A 21,812-nucleotide genomic window follows, 5' to 3' on the forward strand; every position below is an offset into this window, starting at 1 on the left:
GCTCGACTCACTCTGTGTGATCGACACCCGTCTTCCAGGAGCGCGATGCCCGACAGCCAGCCGCGGCGGCCCGACGACAGCGCGGCCGACGGCGCCGACGCGGCCGGCCCCGCGAGCAGCCCCGCCGCCGGCCTTGTCCCCGACGCCGCACTCGTGCTGTGCGGCGCCAGGCTCACCGACGGCCGCATCGTGGACGTACGGCTCTGTCGCGGCCGCATCGAGGCCGTCGGCACCGCGGGCAGCCTGACCGCCCGGGGAGCCCGCCTGGACCTGCGTGGCTATCTGCTGCTGCCCGCGCCCGCCGAACCCCACGCGCACAGCGACACGGCCCTCACCGCCGACAGCGCCGGGCCGGACAGCCCGGGCCCCGCGTCCCATCTCGCCGAGGACATCCAGCGCCGCGCCACCGAGGCCGCCCTGCTCCAGGTCGGCCACGGCGCGACGGCGCTGCGCTCCCACGTACGCATCGGGGACGTCCAGGGGCTCGCCCCGCTCGAAGCCGTCCTCCAGGCCCGGCGCTCGCTGCGCGGGCTCGCCGACCTCACTCCCGTCGCCGTACCCCGCCTGCTCACCGGTATCGCGGGGGCGGACAGCCTCGCCATGCTGCGCGACGCCGTGAAGATGGGCGCGGGCGTGGTCGGCGGCTGCCCCGACCTCGATCCCGACCCCGCCGGCTACGCGGAAGCCGTCCTGGAGATCGCCGCCGAGCACGGCTGCCCCGTGGATCTGCACACGGACAGTGACGATCCGGCTCGGCTGGCGCGGCTCGCCGCCATGGCCGGAGGGCTGCGCCCCGGCGTCTCCATCGGCCCGTGCGGGGGTCTGTCCCACCTGCCCCCGGAAGCCGCGAACCGCGCCGCCGATCAGCTGGCGGCTGCCGGAGTGACCGTCATCTGCCTCCCGCAGGGCGGCTGTTCAGGCACCGAACGGCGGGGCGCCGCGCCCGTCCGGCTGCTGCGGGCCGCCGGAGTCCGGGTGGTGGCGGGCAGCGGGGCGCTGCGGGACGTCGCCAACCCCGTGGGCCGGGGCGACCCACTCGAAGCCGCCTTCCTCCTCGCCTCCCAGCACGCAATGCCCGCCGAGCACGCCTACGAGGCCGTCTCCTCGGTGGCCAGAGCGGCCATGGGGCTGCCCGAGGTGCGGGTGGAGGCGGGCTTCCCCGCCGAACTTCTCGCGGTGCGCGGAGAGCGGCTCGCGGGCGTGCTCTCCCTGGCGTACAGCAGGATCGTGGTCCACCGGGGACGGGTGGTCGCGCGGACCAGCGCGGTGCGCGAGTACTGCGACTCGGAGGCGGCCGTCGCGCTCGATCTGCCCCGCCAGGGGCGCGTGGAGAAGGGCCCGCCCCCGGGAGGTGCGGGCACCTCGGACGCCGGGCCCGGCAGGGGCCCCTGCCAGGGCTCGTGAGCACGGCCGTCCGGCGCGGCGTACGGTCGGGGACATGCGCATTGTCATCGCAGGTGGACATGGTCAGATCGCGATGCGGCTTGAGCGACTGCTCGCTGCGCGCGGAGACGAAGCGGTCGGAGTCATCCGTGATCCCAAACAGGCGGACGATCTCCGGGACGTGGGCGCCGAACCGGTCGTCCTCGATCTGGAGTCGGCTTCCGTCGAGGAGACGGCGGAGGTGCTGCGCGGCGCGGACGCCGCGGTCTTCGCCGCCGGGGCGGGCCCGGACAGCGGTTCCGCCCGCAAGGACACCGTCGACCGGGGTGCGGCGGTGCTCTTCGCCGACGCCGCGGAACGGGCGGGCGTGCGGCGGTACGTCATGGTCTCCTCGATGGGCGCCGATGCCCACCACCAGGGCGACGAGGTGTTCGACGTCTATCAGCGCGCCAAGGGCGCGGCCGACGACTACGTGCGCTCCCGGCCCTCACTGGACTGGACGATCCTGCGCCCCGGGATGCTCACGAACGACGCCGGTACCGGCCAGGTCCTGCTGGCGGCCTCGACGGGGCGCGGCCCGGTCCCCCGCGACGACGTGGCCGCCTCGATCGTGGAGCTGCTGGACACGCCGGCCACCGCGGGCCTCACGCTGGAGCTCATCTCGGGCAACGTGCCGGTGATGGTCGCGGTGAAGGACGTCGCGGGCAACTGACCCTGCTGCGGAGCACGTTCGCGGATCACCAAGAAGCCCTCCGGCTCGCCTGACAGCGAGTCAGGGGGGCTTCCTCGTCACACACCGGTGACGGCCGTCCGGGAGGGCGCACCGGTCCCGATGCCTGAGACGCGAGACCGGCATAGAGTTGAGAAGAGGGAGAAGGCCGACATCTGGGAGGCCGTCGTGAACGCTCTCCGATTCGTGGTCGAACCGGACGAGGGCAAGTCGATCTGGCTCGGAGGCATCGGGGTCGATTTCAGACTCTGGGCCGAGGAGACCGGGAACCAGTTCGCGGTCGTGGAGCACCCGATCGAACCGGGCCGTCTCGTACCACCGCATGTGCACAGCCGCGAGGACGAGTTCTCGTACGTCCTCCAGGGGCACGTCGGCGCACGGGTGGGCGACCAGGAGGCCACGGCGGGTCCGGGCTCGTACATCCTCAAGCCGCGAGGGATCCTGCACACGTTCTGGAACGCGGGGCCGGAACCGGCGAGGATCCTGGAGATCCTCTCCCCCGCCGGCTTCGAGCGGTTCTTCGACGAGATGGGCACGATCGCCGAGACAGCGTCCGGTCCCGAGGAGTTCGTCCGCCGGCGGGCGGAGCTGGCCGAGCGGTACGGCCTGGAGTTCTCCGACGCATGGGTCGCCGAACTGACCGACAGGTACCGGCTCAAGCTCGTGGGCGAGTAGCCGCAACGCAAAAGGGCCCGTGATCAGCATCTCTGCTGGTCACGGACCCTTTCGTTCCTGTGGCGGCGCCAGGGTTCGAACCTGGGTAGGCTGAGCCGGCAGATTTACAGTCTGCTCCCTTTGGCCACTCGGGCACACCGCCTGGAACGGCGCCTCGGCAGTCCGTGAGGACCCCCTTGGCGACGACGTAAACGATACCCGATGACTGGGGGTGCTCCGCTACCCAGTTGATCAGCCGTTCTGGCGGGCCGGGATGGCTAGGCTTTGGGTGTATCCCAGACGCAGCTTTGGGTGTATCCACAACGCATTCGACGCAAGGAGCCACACGTCATGGCCGACTCCAGTTTCGACATCGTCTCGAAGGTCGAGCGGCAGGAGGTCGACAACGCCCTCAACCAGGCCGCCAAGGAGATCTCGCAGCGCTACGACTTCAAGGGCACGGGCGCCACGATCTCGTGGTCCGGCGAGAAGATCCTGATGGAGGCGAACGGCGAGGAGCGGGTCAAGGCCATCCTCGACATCTTCCAGTCCAAGCTGGTCAAGCGCGGTATCTCGCTGAAGGCGCTGGACGCGGGCGAGCCGCAGCTGTCCGGCAAGGAGTACAAGATCTTCGCCACGATCGAGGAAGGCATCTCCCAGGAGAACGCCAAGAAGGTGGCGAAGATCATTCGGGACGAGGGTCCCAAGGGCGTCAAGGCGCTCGTCCAGGGCGACGAGCTGCGGGTCAGCTCGAAGAGCCGTGACGACCTGCAGGCGGTCCAGTCGCTGCTGAAGGAAAAGGACCTCGACTTCGCGGTGCAGTTCGCGAACTACCGGTGACGCGGTGACTGCCGTGCGGCAGTCGCGGACGGGGCGGGCGTGCCGGTCGGCACGGTCGCCCCGCGTGCGTTCCGGTTCGCTGCCGGGGCCGTCGCGGTGCTCCGCGACGCGATGTCCGAATACCGCCGGTCGTGAGGCGGTGCGGGTCGCAGAATCGGCAGGGCAGGAAGCGGTTCGGGCGAGGGAGTGTGACGGTCATGACGATGTACGCGAGGGTCACCAGCCCACTGGGTGAGCTGCTGCTCGTCGGCGAGCGGCCGGCCGGGGCGGCCGGCGCCGTGGGTTCGTCCGGTGTCGCGCTGGTGTCGCTGTCGCTGCCGGGCCAGAAGGGCGGTTCGCAGGTCCAGGACGGCTGGTTCCATGAACCGGAGGCGTTCGCCGGGATCGCCGCTCAGCTGGCGGCGTACTTCGACGGGCGGCTGACCCGCTTCGACATCGCGTACGCCGACGGTGCGGGCACGGAGTTCCAGCGGCGCGTCTGGAAGGCCCTGGACTCGATTCCGTACGGCGAGACGGTGTCGTACGGCCGCGTGGCCGAGCAGGTCGGCTCCGCCGGGCCGGGCGTACGGGCCGTGGGGACCGCGATCGGGCGCAACCCGCTGCTGATCGTGCGGCCCTGCCACCGGGTCATCGGCGCGGACGGCGCCCTGCGGGGCTACGCGGGCGGTGTGGAGCGTAAGAAGATGCTGCTGGGGCTGGAGGGCGCTCCGATGGCCGGGCGGTGAGCACGGTGGGCAGGATGGCCCTCCCGCGCGGCTGAAGGGTGGTGTCCCGGTGTCAGGTCTCTTTCCACGGCCTCGGACCGTCGTCGCTCCGGGCGCCGTCCATGTGCCCGGCTGGCTTCCGGTGGAGCGGCAGCGGGAGTTGGTCGAGGCGTGCCGGGAGTGGGCCCGGGGGCCCGTACCGCTGCGGCACACGGTGCTGCCGGGCGGTGGCGTGATGTCGGTGAGGTCGCTGTGTCTGGGGTGGCACTGGCAGCCCTACCGCTACTCGCGTACCGCCGATGACGTGAACGGCGAACGGGTCGCCCCGTTCCCTGACTGGCTTGGCGAGTTGGGGCGGGCGGCGGTGGCCGAGGCATACGGGGACGAGGGCGCCGCCGCGGCGTACGCGCCGGACACCGCGCTGATCAACTTCTACGACGGTGCCGCACGGATGGGTATGCACCAGGACAAGGAGGAGCGCTCGAAGGCTCCTGTGGTGTCACTGAGCATCGGCGACCGGTGCGTTTTCCGCTTCGGGAACACCGAGGACCGCGGACGTCCCTATACGGACGTCGAGTTGGACTCGGGTGATCTGTTCGTGTTCGGCGGCCCGTCGCGCTTCGCGTTCCACGGGGTGCCCCGGGTGTATCCGGGGACGGCCGGTCCCGGATGCGGGATGCGCGGCGGGCGGCTCAATCTGACCCTGCGCGAGACGGGGCTGAGCAGGCGCTAGTGCGGGACGGGCGGTGGTCCGGTGTCGTCGGTCAGCGCCGTTCGCGGGAGTTGCCGAAGAGCAGCCGGTAGGCGATGAGCAGGACGAGCGAACCACCGACGGCCGCGACCCAGGTCGCCGTGTCGTAGAAGTCGTTGCTGATGGGGCGGTCCAGGTAACGCGACGACAGCCAGCCGCCGATGAAGGCACCGACGATCCCGATGAGCGTCGTGCCGATGATGCCGCCCGGGTCGCGGCCGGGCAGCAGCACTTTCGCTATCGCTCCGGCAAGCAGTCCGAGAATGATCCAGCTGATGATGCTCATGCCTGGCCCCTACCCCTCGTACGATCTTGGAATCCAAGACGTCGGAGAGGTACGTGGGGGTTCCCGGGGCGGTGGGTACTTCTCACCACCCCGTCGGCCGGGCGCCCAGGCGGCTTGACGCCCCGTCGGCTGCTACCGGGGGACGAACGGCTGGTCCGACCGGACGATCTCCTTGCCGAACGGCATCAGGGAGACCGGGATGAGCTTGAAGTTCGCGATGCCCAGCGGGATGCCGATGATCGTGATGCAGAGGGCGAGGCCCGTCACGATGTGGCCGAGGGCGAGCCACCAGCCGGCGAGGACCAGCCAGAGGACGTTCCCGACGCAGGACGGGCCTCCGGCGTCCCGGCGGTCCACCACCGTGTAGCCGAAGGGCCAGAGGGCGTAGACGCCGATGCGGAACGCCGCCAGCCCGAACGGGATGCCGATGATGGTGATGCAGAGCAGGAGCCCCGCGGCCAGGTAGCCGAGGAACATCCAGAATCCGCAGAGAACCAGCCATATGACGTTCAGAATTGTCTTCACGGGCGATGACCTGCCATCTGCTCGAGTCGGGCAATGCGTTCCGCCATCGGCGGATGCGTGGAGAACATCTTGGACATGCCCCGGCCGGGACCGAAGGGATTCGCGATCATCATGTGACTCGCGGTCTCGATCTTCGGTTCGGGCGGCAGGGGAAGCTGCTTGGTGCCGGCGTCCAGCTTGCGCAGGGCACTGGCCAGGGCCAGCGGGTCGCCGGTGAGCTGGGCCCCCGAGGCGTCCGCCTCGTACTCCCGGGAACGGCTTACGGCGAGCTGGATCACCGAGGCCGCGAGCGGCCCCAGGATCATGATCAACAACATGCCGAAGAGCCCCGGGCCGTCGTCGTCGTTGGAGCGCCCGACCGGGATCAGCCAGGCGAAGTTCACCAGGAACATGATGACGGAGGCGAGAGCTCCGGCGACGGACGAGATCAGGATGTCCCGGTTGTAGACATGGCTGAGCTCGTGCCCCAGAACTCCCCGCAGCTCGCGTTCGTCGAGGATCTGGAGGATGCCCTCGGTGCAGCAGACTGCCGCGTTGCGCGGATTGCGGCCGGTGGCGAACGCGTTGGGTGCCTGGGTCGGCGAGATGTAGAGCCTGGGCATGGGCTGTCTGGCGGCGGTCGAGAGCTCACGCACGATGCGGTAGAGCTGCGGAGCCTCGAACTCGCTGACGGGCCTGGCGCGCATGGCGCGGAGCGAGAGCTTGTCGCTGTTCCAGTACGCGTAGGCGTTGGTGCCGATCGCGACGACGAGAGCCACGATCAGACCCGTACGCCCGAAGAAGCTGCCGATGACGATGATGAGGGCTGACAGGCCCCCGAGGAGTACGGCGGTTCTCAGCCCGTTGTGCCGGCGGTGCACGGTACGCCCTCCAAATGGTGCGGCAGGGGAACCCTTTGCTTGGTGGTGCTCCACTCACCAGTGGAGCCTCCCGTACTGGTCAACGCCAGGCGGGGAGAGCTAGTTCCCTTGTGCGCGCGGGCGAAGGCGTAGGCCGTCCGGGTGTCGGGGCGCTGCCTGTGCCGTGTTCGGAGGGCGTCCTCGCGGGCTGTCTCAGCGCTGGGCGGGCAGACCCGCGAGCACCAGGGCCTCGTGGTCCGGCTCGACCTCACTGGTGCAGTGACCGCAGCGGGAGGCGACGGCCGGGATCTCCGAGAAGCAGCGGGGGCAGTCGCGCAGAGCGGCCTTGATGTCGGCCTTCGCCTCTTCCTCCTTGGCGGTGAACCGGTTCTGCACCTTGGCCATGGGGACGACGACGAGGAAGTAGAGGACCGCGGCGGTGATGAGGAAGGCGATGGCGGCGGCGAGGAACTTCCCGTACGGGAAGATCGCGCCCTCGACGGTGAACTGGGCCGCGCTGAAGTCGCCCACGGAGCCGGTGGCGAGGCCGATCAGCGGGGTGATGAAGGCCGTGCTGAAGCCGGTGACCACGGCTGTGAACGCAGCTCCGACGGCCAGGCCGATGGCCATCGAGATGACGTTGCCGCGCAGGATGAAGTCCTTGAAACCGTTCAGCACCGCTGTCGCTCCTCTTCGCTCAATACGTGACGTATGCAGCCAAGACCATGCCGTGCGCCGACGGCTCCGGGCAAACCGATCTTGCGCGGGTCCGGGGAGGAGGGGTCAGAAGAGGCTGACGGCGGCGAACCTGAGGACGAGTTGCGGGGCTCCCGAGAGGATGACGCCGACGACGGTCGTGAGGACGATCGCGGTGGTGAGAGGGGCCGGAACACGCAGCCGGGACGCTACGGGAGCCACGGCGCCGCCCTCGGTGGCCTCCGGGGCCCTGAAGAGGGCCGCGGTCCACTGGAGGTAGTAGTACAGCGCGATCACGACGTTGACGGCCATCACGACCGCGAGCCAGCCCAGCCCGGCGTCCACGGCCGCCGAGAACACGGTGACCTTGGCGAAGAGGCCGATGATGCCGGGCGGCAGACCGGCCAGGCAGAGCAGGAAGAAGCCCATCGCCAGCGCGGTGAGGGGGCGGGTGGCGTACAGGCCCCGGTAGTCGGAGATCCGGTTGCCCGGGTGCGTACGGGCCACGAGCGCGGCGACCGCGAAGGCGCCGAGGTTCACGACGGCGTACATGAGGGCGTACGCGACGGTCGATCCGATCTGCTCGTCGCTGGAGTAAGCGGCGGCGGCGACCGGGACCAGGAGGTAACCCGCCTGGGCGACGGACGACCAGGCGAGCAGGCGTACGGCGCTGCGGGCGCGCGTGGCGCTCTGGCGGAGGGCCGCGACGTTGCCGACGGTCATGGTGAGCGCGGCGAGGACGGCGACGGCCGGGCCCCAGACGTCGGCATACGACGGGAACGCGATCACGGTGACGAGGATGAGGCCGGAGAAGCCGACCGCCTTGCCGACGACGGAGAGGTACGCGGCGATGGGCAGGGGCGCGCCCACGTAGGTGTCCGGGACCCAGAAGTGGAACGGGGCCGCGGCCGTCTTGAACGCGAATCCGACGAGGGTGAGGACGACACCGGCAGCGGCGAGGGTCTCGAACCGGCCGGGTACGTCGTCGAGGCGGGCCGCGATCTCGGTGAGGTGCATGGTGCCGGTCGTCGCGTACACGAAGCTGACGCCGAGAAGCATGACGGCGGTGGCGACGACGGAGGACAGGAAGAACTTCAGCGCCGCTTCGGACGAGCGCCGGTCGCCGCGCTTGATGCCGACGAGCGCGAACGCGGGGAGCGAGGCGACTTCGAGGGCGACGACGAGCGTGGCGAGGTCGCGGGAGGCCGGCAGGAGCGCGGCACCGGCGGCGGAGGAGAGCAGCAGGAACCAGTACTCGCCGGCGGGGAGCTTGCGGGTGTCGTCGAGGGAGAGCAGCGCGGTGAGCAGCGCGCCGCCGAGCACGAGGGCCTGGATGACCAGGGCGAAGTGATCGGCCGTGTAGCTGCAGGCGTCGACGTCGGCGGCGCCGGAGACGCAGAACGTGGAACGGTCGCCTTCGCGCAGCGGTACGAGGAAGGCGAGCGCGGCGACGAGTCCGGCGATGGACGCGTAACCGAGGAGCGGCTTGTGGCGTTCGCTGATGAAGAGGTCGGCGACGAGTACGCCGAGGGCGACCGCGGCCACGATGACGGGGGGCGCGATCGCGAGCCAGTCGACGGACTGGACGAGGCTCGTGGTGCTCTCGGCCGCGGTGGTGACGACGGCTGCGGTCACGACTTGCCTCCTGCGAGGAGCTTCTGCACGGCCGGGTCGGTGAGGCCGAGGAGGACGGCGGGCCAGAGTCCGGCGAGGACGGTGAGGGCGACGAGCGGGGTCCAGGCGGCGAACTCGTAGGTCTGGATGTCCGCGATCCGCTGCTGCTGCTGGTGCTCGGCGGGTTCGCCCATGCAGACGCGGCGTACGACGAGCAGCATGTACGCGGCGGTGAGCAGGGTGCCGAAGGCGCCGATCGACATGAAGGTGAGGAAGGCGGGGCGGCTGAGCCCTTCGGCGGGGTCGAACGCGCCGAACAGGGTGAGCATCTCGCCCCAGAATCCGGCGAGGCCGGGGAGGCCGAGGGAGGCGACGGCGGCGAAGGCGAGAAGGGCACCGAGGCGGGGGGCCCGGCCGTAGAGCGCGGCTCCTGTCGCACCCGCGAGGGTGTCGAGGTCCGCGGTGCCGTAGCGGTCCTTGACCGCGCCGACCAGGAAGAACAGGAGGCCGGTGATGAGGCCGTGGGCGATGTTGGCGAACAGTGCGCCGTTGACGCCGGTGGGCGTCATGGTCGCGATGCCGAGCAGCACGAAGCCCATGTGTCCGACGGAGGAGTACGCGATCAGGCGCTTGAGGTCGCCCTTGGCGCCGGAGCGTACGAGGGCGAGACAGGCGAGCGACCCGTAGATGATGCCGACCACCGCGAACGCGGCGAGGTAGGGCGCGAAGGTCTGCATCCCGTCGGGGGTGATGGGGAGCAGGATGCGTACGAAGCCGTACGTGCCCATCTTCAGCAGGACGCCCGCGAGCAGGACCGAGCCGACGGTCGGTGCGGCGGTGTGGGCGTCGGGGAGCCAGCTGTGCAGCGGCCACATCGGGGTCTTCACCGCGAGGCCGATCCCGATGGCCAGTACGGCGATGACCTGCACGGACGAGGTGAGCCCACGGCCGTTGTCAGTGGCGAGTGCCACCATGTCGAAGGTGCCACTCTTCAGGCCGATGAGGAGCAGGCCCAGCAGCATGACGACCGAGCCGAGCAGTGTGTAGAGGATGAACTTCCAGGCGGCGGCCTGCTTCCTCTCGCCGCCCCAGCGGGCGATGAGGAAGTACATCGGGATGAGCACCATCTCGAACGCCAGGAAGAACAGCAGCAGATCGAGGACGGCGAAGGTCGCGAGGGTGCCGGACTCCAGCACGAGGACCAGTGCGACGAATGCCTTCGGGGAGGGGCCCGCCGGCATCTTGAAGTAGCTGTACAGCGCGCAGAGGAAGGTCAGCAGCGCGGTCAGGACGATCAGGGGGAGCGAGATGCCGTCCACACCCAGGTGGATCCGGACGTCCAGCGCCGGGATCCAGCTGATGTCCGTACTGGCCTGCATCTTAGACGGGTGGTCGTGGTCGAAGCCGATGGCCAGGACGATCGCCGCGAGGAGGATCACGCCGGTGACGGTCACTCCGTGGCGGAGCACGGCCTGGCCGGGGTTCTTCCCCTTCAGTCCGGGCGGCGCGGGGAGCAGGGCGGCCGCGGCGCCGAGGAGCGGGGCGACGACGATGAACGCGAGAAGGAACTGCATCACTGATTCGCTGATATCGAACACGGCTCACGACCCGGCGTTGGCGTTGGCAAAAACGACGGCGGCGATCGCCAGGACAAGGGAACCGGCCAGCAGTGCGCTGAGGTAGGTCTGCACGTTGCCGGTCTGGGCACGGCGGACGGCGGTGCCGAGCCAGCGTGCGCCGGTGCCGGAGCCGCGTACATAGGTGTCGACGACCTCGCGGTCCAGGAAGCGGACCAGGCGGGCGGCGGCCTCGACGGGCCGGACGAACAGCTTCGCGTACAGGGCGTCGAGGTGGAAACCGGTGGCCGCGTGGTGGTGGAGCGGTCCGAGCAGGAGCCGTCCGGGGTCCGCGGGGTCGGGGGCGTCGCCCGCGGGGCCGTAGGCGGCCCGGTGCGCTGTCAGTGCCTCGATCTCGACGAGCGCGGGTTCCTCGTCGGGGTGGGCGACGACCATGCCGGCCGGGGTGGCGGCGGCGAGGGCCGTGGTGTGACGCCAGGCGCCGTAGGTGACGAGCCCTCCGACGAGGCCGACGCCCGTGGACAGGACGGCGGTGGTCACGGACGGGGTGAGGCTGTGGCCGTCGAACCAGTCGGTGATGACGCCGACGGTCAGGCCGAAGCCGATGGTGGGGAGGGCCAGGAGCCAGAGGACGGATGTCATCGCGACGGGCTGCCTGCCGTGGTCGGGGACCTCGGGGCCCCGTCCCTTGAAGGCGAGGAGCCAGAGGCGGGTGGCGTACGCGGCGGTGAGGACCGCGGCGAGCAGTCCGGCGATGAGGATCGTCCAGCCGGCTGCGGCCGGGGCGACGTCACGGTCGCCGAGGGCGGCGTGTTCGGCGGCGACGAGGACGGCTTCCTTGGAGAAGAAGCCGGCGAACGGCGGGATGGCGGCCAGGGCGAGCAGGGCGACGGTCATCGTCCAGTAGGCGTCCGGGATGCGCTTCGTCAGGCCGCCCATGCGGGACATGGCGGCGAGCGAGTTGGTCCCGGCGGCGTGGATGACGACGCCTGCGGCGAGGAAGAGGACGGCCTTGAACGCACCGTGCGAGATGAGGTGGAACACGGCGGCCCCGCGGTCGGCGACGGCCAGAGCGCCCGCCATGTAGCCGAGCTGCCCGATGGTCGAGTAGGCGAGGACGCGCTTGATGTCGTCCTGCGCGAGGGCGGCGAGACCGGAGCCGATCATCGTGACGGCGGCCATCACGGCGAGCACGACCAGCGCCGCGCCCGATTCGGCGAAGACGGGAAGGAGCCGGGCCACGAAGTAGATGCCGGCGGCGACCATCGTCGCCGCGTGGATGAGCGCGGAGACGGGGGTGGGACCGGCCATCGCGTCGGGCAGCCAGGTGTGCAGGGGGAACTGCGCGGACTTGCCCGCGACGCCCGCGAGGAGCAGGAGGGCGATGAGGGTGGGGTGATCGAGGCCACCGTTCGCGACGGCCCCGAGGATGCCGGTGATACGGAAGGTGCCGGTGTCGGCGGCGAGCGCGAACAGACCGATGAGGAAGGGGACGTCGCCGAGCTTGGTGACCAGGAAGGCCTTCAGAGAGGCGGCGCGGGCTTCCGGGGTCTCCCAGTAGTGGCCGACGAGGAAGTAGGAGCAGATGCCCATGATCTCCCAGCCGACCAGGAGCACCATCAGGTCGCCCGAGTAGACGACGAGCAGCATCGCGGAGGTGAAGAGGGAGACGAGGGCCGCGTACGAGGGGTAGCGGGGATCGTCGCGCAGGTACGCGGTCGAGTAGATCTGCACACAGGTGGCGACGAGTCCGACGAGCACGGCCACGAGGACCGCGAAGCCGTCGAGGTGCAGGGCGAGATCGATCGGTACGGAGCCGGTGGGCGTCAGCTCGGTGGCGGCGTCGATGGCCGGGCCGCCGCCCTGACGTGCCGCGACGACGACGGCGATCACGGCCGCGGCGAGCGTGGGCAGCACCGCGAGAGGACGGACGAAGCCGGCTGCCGTGCGGCCGAGCAGCAGGCCCGCCACGGCGCCGAGGAACGGCAGGAGGGGGACGAGAACGGCGAGGGTCGTGGTGGTCACGCGGTGGCCTCAGCCTTCTTTGCCTTCCCTGCCGGAGCAGTGGCCTGGTCTTCGGTGCCGTGGACGTCCTCGTCACCGGGGAGCGTCTCGGCCTCGTCGGTCTCGGCGGTGTCGCGGAGACGGTCGACGTCGGAGCTGCCGCGGTTGCGGTAGACGGCGAGGACGATCGCCATGCCGATGCCGATCTCGGCGGCGGCGATGGCGATGGTGAAGAGCGTGAGGGCCTGGCCGGTGTGGAGCGCGTCGCGCAGCCACACGTCGAAGGCGACCAGGTTGAGGTTGACGGCGTTGAGCATCAGCTCGACGGACATCAGGACCAGGATCGCGTTGCGGCGGGCGAGGACTCCGTACAGCCCGGTACAGAAGAGGAGGGCGGCGAGCACGGCGGGATAGGCGAGGTGCATCAGCTCTTGTCCTCTCGGTGGCTCTTGCCCTCGCGGGTGTTCCCGCCCGCGCGAAGGCTCTTGTCCGCCGGGTCCTTGCGGGACAGGACGATCGCGCCGATGAGGGCGGCGAGCAGCAGGACGGAGAGCGCTTCGAAGGGCAGCACCCAGTGCCGGAAGAGGAACTCTCCGGTGACGTCGGTGGAGCCCTGGGCCGGGCCTTCGAGGTCGATCCACGTGGTGCGGAAGGCGTCGACGACCACCCAGACGAGAGCGGCGGCGGCCGCTCCGGCGACAGCCAGGGCGACCCACCGGTTGCCCGAGTCGGCGTCCGGGGAGCGGCCGATGGGGGCCTTGGTGAGCATCAGCCCGAAGAGGAGGAGGACGACGACCGAACCGACGTAGATCAGTACCTGCACCCAGGCGATGAACTCGGCGGTGAGCAGGAGGTACTCGACGGCGATGCCGCCGAGCGCCACCACGAGCCAGAGTGCGGCGTGCACGAGCTGCCTGGTCGTGACGGTGATGACGGCTGCGCCGAACGTGGCGAGGCCGACCAGGAGGAAGGCGATCTCCACACCGGTCGGGGAGAGGAAGCCGGGGTGGGCCGCGGCTGCTGCGAGAGTCACTCCTGGCCCTCCTGTCCGGGTTCCTCGGGCCGACGGGGCTGCTCGGTCGGCTGGGGGTCCTCAGACCGCTGCGCCTGCTGGGCCTGTTCGGCTTCCTGGGCCGCCTTCAGCTTGTCCGCCGTCTTGCGGGCGGCGGCCAGCTCCTTCGGCTCCTCGGCTCCCGGGTCGAGAGCCGGCGGCTCCGGCACGGTCCACATCCAGTCGCGGAGCTTGTCGCGCTCGTGGGTGAGGTCGAGGATGTCCGTCTCGGCGTACTCGAACTCCGGCGACCAGAACAGCGCGTCGAAGGGACAGACCTCGATGCAGATACCGCAGTACATGCAGAGGGCGAAGTCGATGGCGAAGCGGTCGAGGACGTTGCGGCTGCGCTCGCGGCCGCCCTCCACGGCGGCGGGCACCGTCTCCTTGTGGGAGTCGATGTAGATGCACCAGTCGGGGCACTCACGGGCACAGAGCATGCAGACGGTGCAGTTCTCCTCGAACAGCCCGATGACACCCCGGCTGCGGGGCGCCAGTTCGGGCTGGACGTCGGGGTACTGCGCGGTGACCGTGCGCTTCGTCATGGTCCGCAGGGTGACGGCGAGGCCCTTGGCCAGGCCGGCGCCGGGGATCGGGGCCATTAGTTGATCGCCACCTTCACGATGCCGGTGAGCGCGATCTGCGCGAGGGCGAGCGGGATGAGCGTGGTCCAGGCGAGCTTCTGCAACTGGTCCTCGCGGAGTCGGGGGTAGGTGACGCGCAGCCAGATGACGACGAAGGCGAGCACCGCGATCTTGAGGAGCGTCCAGACCCAGCCGAGCCCGTCGGCGCCGAGCGGTCCGTGCCAGCCACCGAGGAAGAGGACGGTGGTCAGTCCGCAGAGGACGACGATCCCCGCGTACTCGGCGAGCAGGAAGAGCGCGAAGCGCAGGCCGGTGTACTCGGTGTACGCGCCGAAGATGATCTCCGAGTCGGCGACCGGCATGTCGAACGGGGGCCGCTGGAGTTCGGCGAGGCCGGCCACGAAGAAGACCAGGGCTCCGACGATCTGCCAGGGCAGCCACCACCACTCGAAGGCGTTGAGGATGCCCGGGAGGGAGACCGTGCCCGCCGCCATGGCCACGGAGGCGGCGGCCAGCAGCATCGGCAGCTCGTACGCGAGCAGCTGCGCGGCGGTGCGCAGTCCGCCGAGGAGGGAGAACTTGTTGGCCGAGGCCCATCCCGCCATGAGCGAGCCGAGCACACCGACACCCATCACGGCGAGTACGAAGAAGATGCCCGCGTCGACGACCTGACCGACCGCGCCCTCGCTCGGCCCGATGGGGATGGCGACGAGTACGAGGAGGTACGGGAGCAGGGCGACGGCGGGGGCGAGCTGGAAGACGCGCCGGTCGGCTTCCGCCGGGACGATGTCCTCCTTCTGCACGAACTTCACGCCGTCGGCGGCGAGCTGCGCCCAGCCGTGGAAGCCACCCGCGTACATGGGGCCGAGGCGGCCCTGCATGTGGGCCATCACCTTGTGCTCGGTCTGGCCCACGACGAGGGGGGCGATCATGAAGACCGCGAAGACGATGAGGAGCCGGAGGGCGACGTCGAGTACGTCGTTCACGCGGTATCGCCTCCGGCGGGGGGTCGGGTGTCGGGGTCGTTCTCGGTGCTGGTGTCGTTCTCGGTGCCGGTGTCGGGGCGCGCGGGGGGCGCGTCCGTCGGACCGGTGTCTGCGGCGTCCTGGGGAGCTGCGTCCGCGTGCCCTGCGGTGGGGGGTTCGGCGGGCTCGGGGGTGGGGGCGCTGCGCTGGGCTTCTCCCCTGCCCGCCCCTTCCCGGCCCGGGGGCTCCGCCCCCGGGCCCTCGCTCCTCGAACGCCGGAGAGGCTTGGAGTCGTCCGGGGCCTCGCCCTCGCCCGGTGCGGGCTGGGCGGCCGGCTCGGCAGGCTCGGACCGCTTGGCAGGTGCGGCCGGTCCGGACGGCTCCGCGGGGCCGGCGGGTCCGGCCGGCTCGGCAGGCCCTGCGGGCTGGGCGGGCTCCGCGGGCCCCGCGGGCTCGGACGCCTTCGCAGGTGCGGTCGGCTCGGGCCGTCCGGGAGTGCCGGTTTGCCCGGCGTCGTGCCACGGGGCGTCCGGGGTGCGGGGAGTCGGTTCCTGCGCCGTGGCCGGTTCCTGGCTCGCCGAGCCCTGGGACACGCTGCGCGTGCGGCGCGCAGCGGGGGCCGGAGTCGTGGGCGCGCCCTCAGCCGCGGCGGCGGTCCGGCGGGCCGGGCGGTCGCCCGCGGGGCGGGCCGCCCGTGCGGGGCGGGCCGGGGCAGGGGGGAGCTGGCCCTTGAGGGGGCCCCACTCGTTGGGGTCGGGAACTCCCGGCGGGAGCATCGTGCGCCGCTTGGGGCCGCCGTGTTCGGACTCACCCGGCTCCTTGGCGCCGGGCCATGCCTTGGCGACGCGCGCGGCCAGGACGAAGTCCTTGCGCAGCGGGTGGCCCTCGAAGTTCTCGGGCAGCAGCAGCGGGACCAGATGCGGGTGGCCCTCGAAGGCGATGCCGAACATCTCGTGCGTCTCGCGCTCGTGCCAGTCGGCACCCGCGTACACACCGAGGGCGGTGGGAAGGGAGGGCGCGTCGTGCGGGACCGTCGTGCGGACCAGCAGGCGCCGCACCTTTGCGGGCCCGGAAGCCGTGACGGGAGCCTCCGCGGCGGCGGCCGTGCCGGAATCCGCGCCGGAAGTCTCGCCCGGAGCAGTCCCGGAAGTCTCGCCCGGAGCCGTGACCGGAGCCGTGGCTTTGGACGCCGCAGAAGCAGTCCCGGGAGCCGCGACGTGCACGCAGACGCGGAAGCCCTTCTCGCCCTCGTCGACCGCGCTGAGCCAGTCGAAGTAGCTGAGGCCCAGCTCGTCGCGTGCCGTTTCGAGTGCGGCGGTCCAGGAGGCCGGCGGAACGTCGACGGTCAGCAGGTCGTAGGCGTACTCGGCCGTGGCCTCCGCGCCGAAGATCTCGGTGACGGCGTCCGGGAGGCGGTCGTAGAGGTGCGACGCGTCCGCGTTCACTTCGTCCCCTCCACCGGCGTCGTCGGGGGCGCGACCAGGCCGCTGCGGAGTGCCGCGGCGGAGGGGCGGCCCGTGTCGGGGGTGCCGTACCGCTCGGCGAGCGACTCGCGGGCGATCTTCTCCTGGAGCTTGATGATGCCCTGGAGCAGGGCCTCCGGCCGGGGCGGGCAGCCCGGTACGTACACATCGACCGGGATGATCTGGTCGACGCCCTTCGTCACGGAGTACGAGTCCCAGTAGGGGCCGCCGCAGTTGGAGCAGGCCCCGAAGGAGATGACGTACTTCGGCTCGGGCATCTGCTCGTACAGCCGCTTCACGGCCGGCGCCATCTTGTCCGTCACCGTGCCGGAGACGACCATGAGGTCCGCCTGGCGCGGCCCCGGGGCGAACGGGATCACCCCGAGCCGCATGAAGTCGTGGCGCGCCATGGACGCGGCGATGAACTCGATGGCGCAGCAGGCGAGCCCGAAGTTGAAGACCCAGAGGCTGTAGCGGCGGCCCCAGTTCAGGACCACCTTCATGGGTTCGGGCGCGAGCCGGGACAGCACGCCGAGCTTCTTCGGCTCCAGCAGTGTCGGGTCCGGCAGCGCGACGGGGCCGGGCTGCGGTTCGCTCGTCACGCCCATTCGAGGACGCCCTTCTTCCATGCATAGAGCAGTCCTACGGCCAGGAAGCCGAGGAAGATGAACATTTCCACCAGCGTCGTCGCCCCGTATCCGGGGGCGGCGAATACCGTCGCCCACGGGAAAAGGAAGATCGAGTCGACGGCGAAGATCACGTACAGGAAGGCATAGACGTAATACCGGACCTGAGTGTGGGCCCAGCCCTCTCCGACGGGGTCGACACCGCACTCGTAGGTGAGGAGCTTCTCCGGCGTCGGGACCACGGGCCTCAGCAGCCGGCCGGCGCCGAATGCGACGGCGACGAAGAGCACGCCGATGACGGCGAGCAGTCCGACCACTGAATAACTCTCAAAGTACTCCGCCGCGAGAACGGTCGGCTCCGGCATACTCCGCACGTCCGCCACGTCCGCCCCTCGCTCCCTCGAACCTGTTCGACGATCTGTACGCACGGGAGTCTAGGCCCTGCTAAAGAGACGGTAAGCAGCCGCGTCGCACAACGGTGGGGTTATCCCTACTTCACCCCACCCACGTACCCCATGGCGTGCGCAGGTCCCGCCCGGCAGGCTGGGCCTCATGACGATGACCCCTTCTGTGCCGGACAACGACCGGCCGCCGCCCGCCCGCTTCGCCCTGGGCCCGTGGGCCTGGAAGGAGATCGCCTACCTCCTGGCCAATCTCCCCATGGCGATTGCCGGCTTTGTTTACACAGTGTTCATGATCGGTGTCGGCGTGGGGCTCTCCGTCACGGTCATCGGCCTTCCGCTCCTGGTGGCGGGGCTCCAGGGGGCGCGTTGGTTCGGCCGGATGGAGCGTGGCCGGGCACGGGGGATGCTCGGGGTGCGCGTCGAGGAGCCGAGCTCGTTCACCCGGGGCAGTCGCGAGAAGGGGTTCTTCACCTGGCTGTGGGCGGGGCTCAAGGACCCGGTGGGGTGGCGTTCGCTGCTGTACGCGTTCATCCGGCTGCCCTGGGGCGTACTGACGTTCACGGTGGCGCTGGTCAGCCTGTTCGTCCTGTGGCCCGTCCTCCCCTTCATCGCACGCGGTCTGACCAACGCCGACCGCGCCATGGTGCGCGGGCTGCTCTCCCCCTCCGACGAGCTGGAACGCAGGATCGCGGAGCTTGAGTCGGACCGGGGTGTCGTCGTGGACACGGCCGCCGCCGACCTGCGCCGCATCGAGCGCGATCTGCACGACGGCGCGCAGGCCCGCCTCGTCGCCCTCGCCATGGGGCTCGGTCTGGCCAAGGAGAAGCTGACCGACGACCCCGAGGCCGCCGCCCGCATGGTCGACGAGGCCCACGGAGAGGTGAAGGTCGCCCTCCAGGAACTCCGCGACCTCGCCCGCGGCATCCACCCCGCCGTCCTCACCGACCGCGGCCTGGACGCCGCGCTCTCGGCCATCGCCTCCCGCTGCACCGTCCCCGTGACGGTGGGGGTCGAACTGCCGGGGCGGCCTGCGGAGGCGATCGAGGGCATCGCGTACTTCACGGTGTCGGAGCTGCTGCAGAACGTCAGCAAGCACAGCCGCGCCCGGGCGGCGTCCGTCGAGGTGTGGCGGTCGGGGGACCGGCTGCTGATCCAGGTGCAGGACGACGGGGCCGGTGGCGCGCGCATGGACGGCGGTACGGGCATGGCCGGGCTCGCGGAGCGGCTCGGGGCGGTCGACGGGATGTTCGTGCTCGACTCCCCGGAGGGCGGTCCGACGACGGTCACGGCGGAGCTGCCGTGGCGGGACCGCGTGACCGCCGCGGCGGTCAAGGCCCAGTAGCACCGTCGCGATACCAGGGGGGCCTGCCGAGTCCGGTACTCCGGGGGTGGGGAAAACCCCCGCCCCGATACGGCGACCGTCCTCATGGTGCGCGGTCCCCCGGCACAGCACTCTTGAGACGTAGGACCAGCCCGGTGAGAAGACCGCTGAGAAGAAACGGACGGCACCCATGGCCACCGCATACGGACCGGACACCCGTGGACCGCGCACCCGGGACCCCCGGAGGTACGGCTCCGGGGATCTGCCCCCGGTGAAGCACTTCTTCCCTGCGGCGCTGCGCGCTCCGTTCGAGGGCCGGACCTGGCGCGAGTTCGGCTATCTGATGCTGAGCCTGCCGATCAGCACGGTGCTGTTCTGTTTCGCGATCACCATGAGCTCGCTGGGCATCGGCATGCTGATCACCTTCCTCGGGATCCCGATACTCGCGGCCGGTCTCGCCATGTGCCGGGGCTTCGGCGCGCTGGAGCGCGCCCGGGCACGCGCGCTGCTCAACCTGGACGTGGCGGACCCCGCACCGGTGCGCGGCAGGACGGGCGGCCTGATGTCCTGGGTCGGCGCGGTCCTGAAGAGCGGCGTGTCCTGGCGGCACCTGCTCTACGCGCTGCTGCACTTCCCGTGGGCGGTGTTCGCCTTCTCCGTCTCGCTGACGCTCTGGTCCTACGGATGGGCCGCGCTCACCTACCCGCTGTGGCACTGGGTCTTCCCGGTGTTCGTGGGGGTCGACGGGATCCAGCTGTACGGGGACAGGGGCCACACCGTCTACCTCGACTCCCCCTTCGAGCTGGCCATGACCAGCGCCGTCGGCGTGTTCCTCGTCGTGGTCACGCCGTGGATCATCCGTGGTCTGACGTCGGTGGACCGCCTGATGGTCGTGGGTCTCCTCAGCCCGTCCCGGCTGGCGACCCGGGTCACCGAGCTGGAGTCGGACCGGGGTGTCGTCGTGGACACGGCCGCCGCCGACCTGCGCCGCATCGAGCGCGATCTGCACGACGGCGCGCAGGCCCGCCTCGTCGCCCTCGCCATGGATCTGGGCCTGGCCAAGGAGAAGCTGACCGACGACCCCGAGGCTGCCGCCCGCATGGTCGACGAGGCCCACGGAGAGGTGAAGGTCGCCCTCCAGGAACTCCGCGACCTCGCCCGCGGCATCCACCCCGCCGTCCTCACCGACCGCGGGCTCGACGCCGCGCTCTCCGCCATCGCCTCCCGCTGCACCGTCCCCGTGAGCGTCGACGTGGACCTGGACGCCCGTCCCGCGCAGGCGATCGAGGGCATCGCGTACTTCACGGTGTCGGAGCTGCTGCAGAACGTCAGCAAGCACGCCCGCGCGACCCGCGCCTCCGTGGACGTCTGGCGCTCGGCGAACCGGCTGATGCTCCAGGTCACCGACGACGGCCGGGGCGGTGCCGATGTGACAGCCGGCAGCGGGCTGGCCGGTCTGACGGAGCGGCTGGACGCGGTGGACGGCATCCTGGTCGTCGACTCCCCCGCGGGCGGCCCGACCAAGGTCACCGCCGAGCTGCCCTGGCGCGGCTGAACGGGGCGGCTCCCCCGGGCTGCCCCATCGCCTCCGCCCCTCACCTCCCCCTTTTCCTCGCGTTCTCCCGATGCAACCGGCCCGAAAGTGTCCCGGCCCGGCCCACGGCGGCGCCGATGCTGGGATGCTGGAATCCGCAAGGGGCGGGGCAGCCGTCCGCGGACGGCTGCCGGCGCGACATACGCGCTTACACATCAACAGTGGGGGACACAGCGTCGTGGAGGACAGGGTGCGGGTGGTCATCGCCGAGGATTCGGTGCTGCTCAGGGAAGGACTCACCCGGCTGCTGACCGATCTCGGGCACGACGTCGTCGCGGGGGTGGGGGACGCCGAGGCACTGCTCAAGACCGTGGCGGATCTCGCCGCGCAGGACACGCTGCCCGATGTCGTGGTCGCCGATGTACGGATGCCGCCGACGCACACGGACGAGGGAGTGCGGGCCGCTGTGCGGCTGCGCAGGGATTACCCCCAGATCGGGGTACTCGTACTGTCCCAGTACGTGGAGGAGCAGTACGCCACCGAGCTGCTGGCAGGCAGCACCCGGGGCGTGGGCTACCTGCTGAAGGACCGGGTCGCCGAGGTCCGGGAGTTCGTGGATGCCGTGGTCCGGGTGGCTCAGGGCGGTACGGCGCTGGACCCCGAGGTCGTGGCGCAGCTGCTGGGAAGGAGCCGCAAGCAGGACGTGCTGGCGGGGCTGACGCCGCGCGAGCGGGAGGTCCTCGGTCTGATGGCGGAGGGCCGGACGAACTCGGCGGTCGCCAAGCAGCTGGTGGTCAGTGACGGGGCCGTGGAGAAGCACGTCAGCAACATCTTCCAGAAGCTGGGCCTGTCTCCCAGTGACGGCGACCACCGTCGTGTTCTGGCCGTTCTGACCTACCTGCGCTCGTGATGGCCTGACAGGCGGTCAGGGCTGTGACGGGGGTCCCGGGGGGCCGGGTCCCCCCGTGGGTCAGGCCGGATCCCGGCCCCCCGCGAGCCCGCATGGTCCGAACGGCAGGCACCGCGGCGTGTTTCGAAAGTAGCGTCGTCCACCGGAAGGGCGTACAGCACCTTCGAAACACGCCTAGGTCCAAAGAACGAGCGCACGGCGTCGTCGACGAACGGCTGGGGGGCCTGTTAACTATGACGAACCAGGACAAACGCGCGTCTCAAAAAGACGTCCACCATATGAGCGGTCCAGGGAAGGTGACCCTTACCGTCGTAGGGTGGGTTGCGGGACCGCCGGTGGGCCGGCCGATCC

23 protein-coding genes and 1 tRNA gene are annotated in these 21,812 nt (G+C 70.7%); 9 read left to right on the forward strand and 15 right to left on the reverse strand.

What is annotated here, in order from left to right:
• Nucleotides 1-45: 45 nt before the first annotated feature.
• The 3 genes from AB0C82_RS04820 (at nucleotide 46) to AB0C82_RS04830 (ending at nucleotide 2,788) form a co-directional block, all read left to right on the forward strand.
• A complete protein-coding gene (locus AB0C82_RS04820; RefSeq protein WP_362836249.1) occupies nucleotides 46-1,404 on the forward strand; it encodes an amidohydrolase family protein in 1,359 nt (452 codons plus the stop codon).
• A gap of 34 nt (nucleotides 1,405-1,438) precedes the next feature.
• Nucleotides 1,439-2,095 (forward strand): SDR family oxidoreductase, encoded by a 657-nt coding sequence (locus AB0C82_RS04825; protein WP_362836251.1) that lies wholly within the window; start codon nucleotides 1,439-1,441, stop codon nucleotides 2,093-2,095.
• Between the two features lie 186 nt (nucleotides 2,096-2,281).
• Nucleotides 2,282-2,788 carry a cupin domain-containing protein gene (locus tag AB0C82_RS04830; protein WP_362836253.1) on the forward strand — a complete coding sequence of 169 codons (507 nt, stop codon included), beginning with the start codon at nucleotides 2,282-2,284 and terminating at the stop codon, nucleotides 2,786-2,788.
• A gap of 60 nt (nucleotides 2,789-2,848) precedes the next feature.
• Here the strand turns inward: AB0C82_RS04830 and AB0C82_RS04835 are convergent.
• A tRNA-Tyr gene (locus AB0C82_RS04835) sits at nucleotides 2,849-2,930 on the reverse strand.
• Between the two features lie 188 nt (nucleotides 2,931-3,118).
• Here AB0C82_RS04835 and AB0C82_RS04840 point away from each other — a divergent pair.
• From AB0C82_RS04840 to AB0C82_RS04850, 3 genes are all read left to right on the forward strand, one after another.
• Nucleotides 3,119-3,607 carry a YajQ family cyclic di-GMP-binding protein gene (locus AB0C82_RS04840; RefSeq protein ID WP_185299115.1) on the forward strand — a complete coding sequence of 163 codons (489 nt, stop codon included), beginning with the start codon at nucleotides 3,119-3,121 and terminating at the stop codon, nucleotides 3,605-3,607.
• Nucleotides 3,608-3,804: 197 nt separating this feature from the next.
• Nucleotides 3,805-4,332 carry a methylated-DNA--[protein]-cysteine S-methyltransferase gene (locus AB0C82_RS04845; protein ID WP_362836255.1) on the forward strand — a complete coding sequence of 176 codons (528 nt, stop codon included), beginning with the start codon at nucleotides 3,805-3,807 and terminating at the stop codon, nucleotides 4,330-4,332.
• 49 nt (nucleotides 4,333-4,381) lie between these two features.
• On the forward strand, nucleotides 4,382-5,044 hold the full coding sequence (locus tag AB0C82_RS04850) for an alpha-ketoglutarate-dependent dioxygenase AlkB (RefSeq protein WP_362836257.1): 663 nt from the start codon (nucleotides 4,382-4,384) through the stop codon (nucleotides 5,042-5,044).
• Nucleotides 5,045-5,075: 31 nt separating this feature from the next.
• On the opposite strand, the gene AB0C82_RS04855 is transcribed toward AB0C82_RS04850, so the two are convergent.
• From AB0C82_RS04855 to AB0C82_RS04920, 14 genes are all read right to left on the reverse strand, one after another.
• Nucleotides 5,076-5,348, reverse strand: a complete 273-nt coding sequence (locus AB0C82_RS04855) for a GlsB/YeaQ/YmgE family stress response membrane protein (RefSeq protein ID WP_362836259.1) — start codon at nucleotides 5,346-5,348, stop codon at nucleotides 5,076-5,078.
• A gap of 132 nt (nucleotides 5,349-5,480) precedes the next feature.
• Entirely contained in the window at nucleotides 5,481-5,873 is a 393-nt protein-coding gene (locus AB0C82_RS04860; protein WP_362836261.1) for a YccF domain-containing protein, read from the reverse strand.
• Entirely contained in the window at nucleotides 5,870-6,733 is an 864-nt protein-coding gene (htpX, locus tag AB0C82_RS04865) for a zinc metalloprotease HtpX (protein ID WP_362836263.1), read from the reverse strand. Before htpX ends, AB0C82_RS04860 begins: the two co-directional genes overlap by 4 nt.
• A gap of 192 nt (nucleotides 6,734-6,925) precedes the next feature.
• A complete protein-coding gene (gene mscL, locus AB0C82_RS04870; protein ID WP_362836265.1) occupies nucleotides 6,926-7,390 on the reverse strand; it encodes a large conductance mechanosensitive channel protein MscL in 465 nt (154 codons plus the stop codon).
• Nucleotides 7,391-7,495: 105 nt separating this feature from the next.
• On the reverse strand, nucleotides 7,496-9,043 hold the full coding sequence (locus tag AB0C82_RS04875; RefSeq protein ID WP_362836267.1) for an NADH-quinone oxidoreductase subunit N: 1,548 nt from the start codon (nucleotides 9,041-9,043) through the stop codon (nucleotides 7,496-7,498).
• Complete coding sequence (locus AB0C82_RS04880) at nucleotides 9,040-10,596, reverse strand: NADH-quinone oxidoreductase subunit M (RefSeq protein WP_362837053.1); 1,557 nt, start codon at nucleotides 10,594-10,596, stop codon at nucleotides 9,040-9,042. The genes AB0C82_RS04875 and AB0C82_RS04880 overlap by 4 nt, the downstream gene beginning before the upstream one ends.
• A 27-nt stretch (nucleotides 10,597-10,623) precedes the next feature.
• Nucleotides 10,624-12,624, reverse strand: coding sequence for an NADH-quinone oxidoreductase subunit L (locus AB0C82_RS04885; protein ID WP_362836269.1), 2,001 nt, complete (start codon nucleotides 12,622-12,624; stop codon nucleotides 10,624-10,626).
• Nucleotides 12,621-13,028, reverse strand: coding sequence for an NADH-quinone oxidoreductase subunit NuoK (nuoK, locus tag AB0C82_RS04890; RefSeq protein ID WP_362836271.1), 408 nt, complete (start codon nucleotides 13,026-13,028; stop codon nucleotides 12,621-12,623). Before nuoK ends, AB0C82_RS04885 begins: the two co-directional genes overlap by 4 nt.
• Nucleotides 13,028-13,636, reverse strand: coding sequence for an NADH-quinone oxidoreductase subunit J (locus AB0C82_RS04895; protein WP_362836273.1), 609 nt, complete (start codon nucleotides 13,634-13,636; stop codon nucleotides 13,028-13,030). Before AB0C82_RS04895 ends, nuoK begins: the two co-directional genes overlap by 1 nt.
• On the reverse strand, nucleotides 13,633-14,256 hold the full coding sequence (locus AB0C82_RS04900; RefSeq protein WP_362836275.1) for an NADH-quinone oxidoreductase subunit I: 624 nt from the start codon (nucleotides 14,254-14,256) through the stop codon (nucleotides 13,633-13,635). Before AB0C82_RS04900 ends, AB0C82_RS04895 begins: the two co-directional genes overlap by 4 nt.
• Nucleotides 14,256-15,224 (reverse strand): complex I subunit 1 family protein, encoded by a 969-nt coding sequence (locus tag AB0C82_RS04905; RefSeq protein WP_362836277.1) that lies wholly within the window; start codon nucleotides 15,222-15,224, stop codon nucleotides 14,256-14,258. Before AB0C82_RS04905 ends, AB0C82_RS04900 begins: the two co-directional genes overlap by 1 nt.
• Nucleotides 15,221-16,648, reverse strand: a complete 1,428-nt coding sequence (locus AB0C82_RS04910) for an NADH-quinone oxidoreductase subunit C (RefSeq protein WP_362836279.1) — start codon at nucleotides 16,646-16,648, stop codon at nucleotides 15,221-15,223. The genes AB0C82_RS04905 and AB0C82_RS04910 overlap by 4 nt, the downstream gene beginning before the upstream one ends.
• The gene (locus AB0C82_RS04915; RefSeq protein WP_362836281.1) at nucleotides 16,645-17,274 is read right to left on the reverse strand and encodes an NADH-quinone oxidoreductase subunit B family protein; all 630 of its coding nucleotides are present in this window, start codon (nucleotides 17,272-17,274) and stop codon (nucleotides 16,645-16,647) included. The genes AB0C82_RS04910 and AB0C82_RS04915 overlap by 4 nt, the downstream gene beginning before the upstream one ends.
• Nucleotides 17,265-17,657: an NADH-quinone oxidoreductase subunit A gene (locus AB0C82_RS04920; RefSeq protein WP_362837055.1), complete on the reverse strand. Its 393-nt coding sequence runs from the start codon at nucleotides 17,655-17,657 to the stop codon at nucleotides 17,265-17,267. Before AB0C82_RS04920 ends, AB0C82_RS04915 begins: the two co-directional genes overlap by 10 nt.
• Nucleotides 17,658-17,844: 187 nt before the next feature.
• On the opposite strand from AB0C82_RS04920, the gene AB0C82_RS04925 reads away from it, so the two are divergent.
• From AB0C82_RS04925 to AB0C82_RS04935, 3 genes are all read left to right on the forward strand, one after another.
• Nucleotides 17,845-19,038: a sensor domain-containing protein gene (locus AB0C82_RS04925; RefSeq protein WP_362836283.1), complete on the forward strand. Its 1,194-nt coding sequence runs from the start codon at nucleotides 17,845-17,847 to the stop codon at nucleotides 19,036-19,038.
• A 169-nt stretch (nucleotides 19,039-19,207) separates the two neighbouring features.
• Complete coding sequence (locus AB0C82_RS04930) at nucleotides 19,208-20,572, forward strand: sensor domain-containing protein (protein WP_362836284.1); 1,365 nt, start codon at nucleotides 19,208-19,210, stop codon at nucleotides 20,570-20,572.
• A 229-nt stretch (nucleotides 20,573-20,801) separates the two neighbouring features.
• The gene (locus AB0C82_RS04935) at nucleotides 20,802-21,461 is read left to right on the forward strand and encodes a response regulator transcription factor (protein WP_362837057.1); all 660 of its coding nucleotides are present in this window, start codon (nucleotides 20,802-20,804) and stop codon (nucleotides 21,459-21,461) included.
• Nucleotides 21,462-21,812: the final 351 nt, after the last annotated feature.

This window comes from Streptomyces sp. NPDC048560 (genome assembly GCF_040650955.1).
Lineage (GTDB): Bacteria > Actinomycetota > Actinomycetes > Streptomycetales > Streptomycetaceae > Streptomyces.

Bases quoted from the DNA above. Each gene is read 5' to 3' on its own strand.
- AB0C82_RS04920 (WP_362837055.1), bottom strand. From the start codon at position 17,657: ATGCCGGAGCCGACCGTTCTCGCGGCGGAGTACTTTGAGAGTTATTCA.
- AB0C82_RS04825 (WP_362836251.1), top strand. From the start codon at position 1,439: ATGCGCATTGTCATCGCAGGTGGACATGGTCAGATCGCGATGCGGCTT.
- AB0C82_RS04925 (WP_362836283.1), top strand. From the start codon at position 17,845: ATGACGATGACCCCTTCTGTGCCGGACAACGACCGGCCGCCGCCCGCC.
- AB0C82_RS04855 (WP_362836259.1), bottom strand. From the start codon at position 5,348: ATGAGCATCATCAGCTGGATCATTCTCGGACTGCTTGCCGGAGCGATA.
- AB0C82_RS04915 (WP_362836281.1), bottom strand. From the start codon at position 17,274: ATGGGCGTGACGAGCGAACCGCAGCCCGGCCCCGTCGCGCTGCCGGAC.
- nuoK (WP_362836271.1), bottom strand. From the start codon at position 13,028: ATGCACCTCGCCTATCCCGCCGTGCTCGCCGCCCTCCTCTTCTGTACC.
- AB0C82_RS04880 (WP_362837053.1), bottom strand. From the start codon at position 10,596: ATGCAGTTCCTTCTCGCGTTCATCGTCGTCGCCCCGCTCCTCGGCGCC.
- AB0C82_RS04820 (WP_362836249.1), top strand. From the start codon at position 46: ATGCCCGACAGCCAGCCGCGGCGGCCCGACGACAGCGCGGCCGACGGC.
- AB0C82_RS04900 (WP_362836275.1), bottom strand. From the start codon at position 14,256: ATGGCCCCGATCCCCGGCGCCGGCCTGGCCAAGGGCCTCGCCGTCACC.
- AB0C82_RS04840 (WP_185299115.1), top strand. From the start codon at position 3,119: ATGGCCGACTCCAGTTTCGACATCGTCTCGAAGGTCGAGCGGCAGGAG.
- AB0C82_RS04845 (WP_362836255.1), top strand. From the start codon at position 3,805: ATGACGATGTACGCGAGGGTCACCAGCCCACTGGGTGAGCTGCTGCTC.
- AB0C82_RS04930 (WP_362836284.1), top strand. From the start codon at position 19,208: ATGGCCACCGCATACGGACCGGACACCCGTGGACCGCGCACCCGGGAC.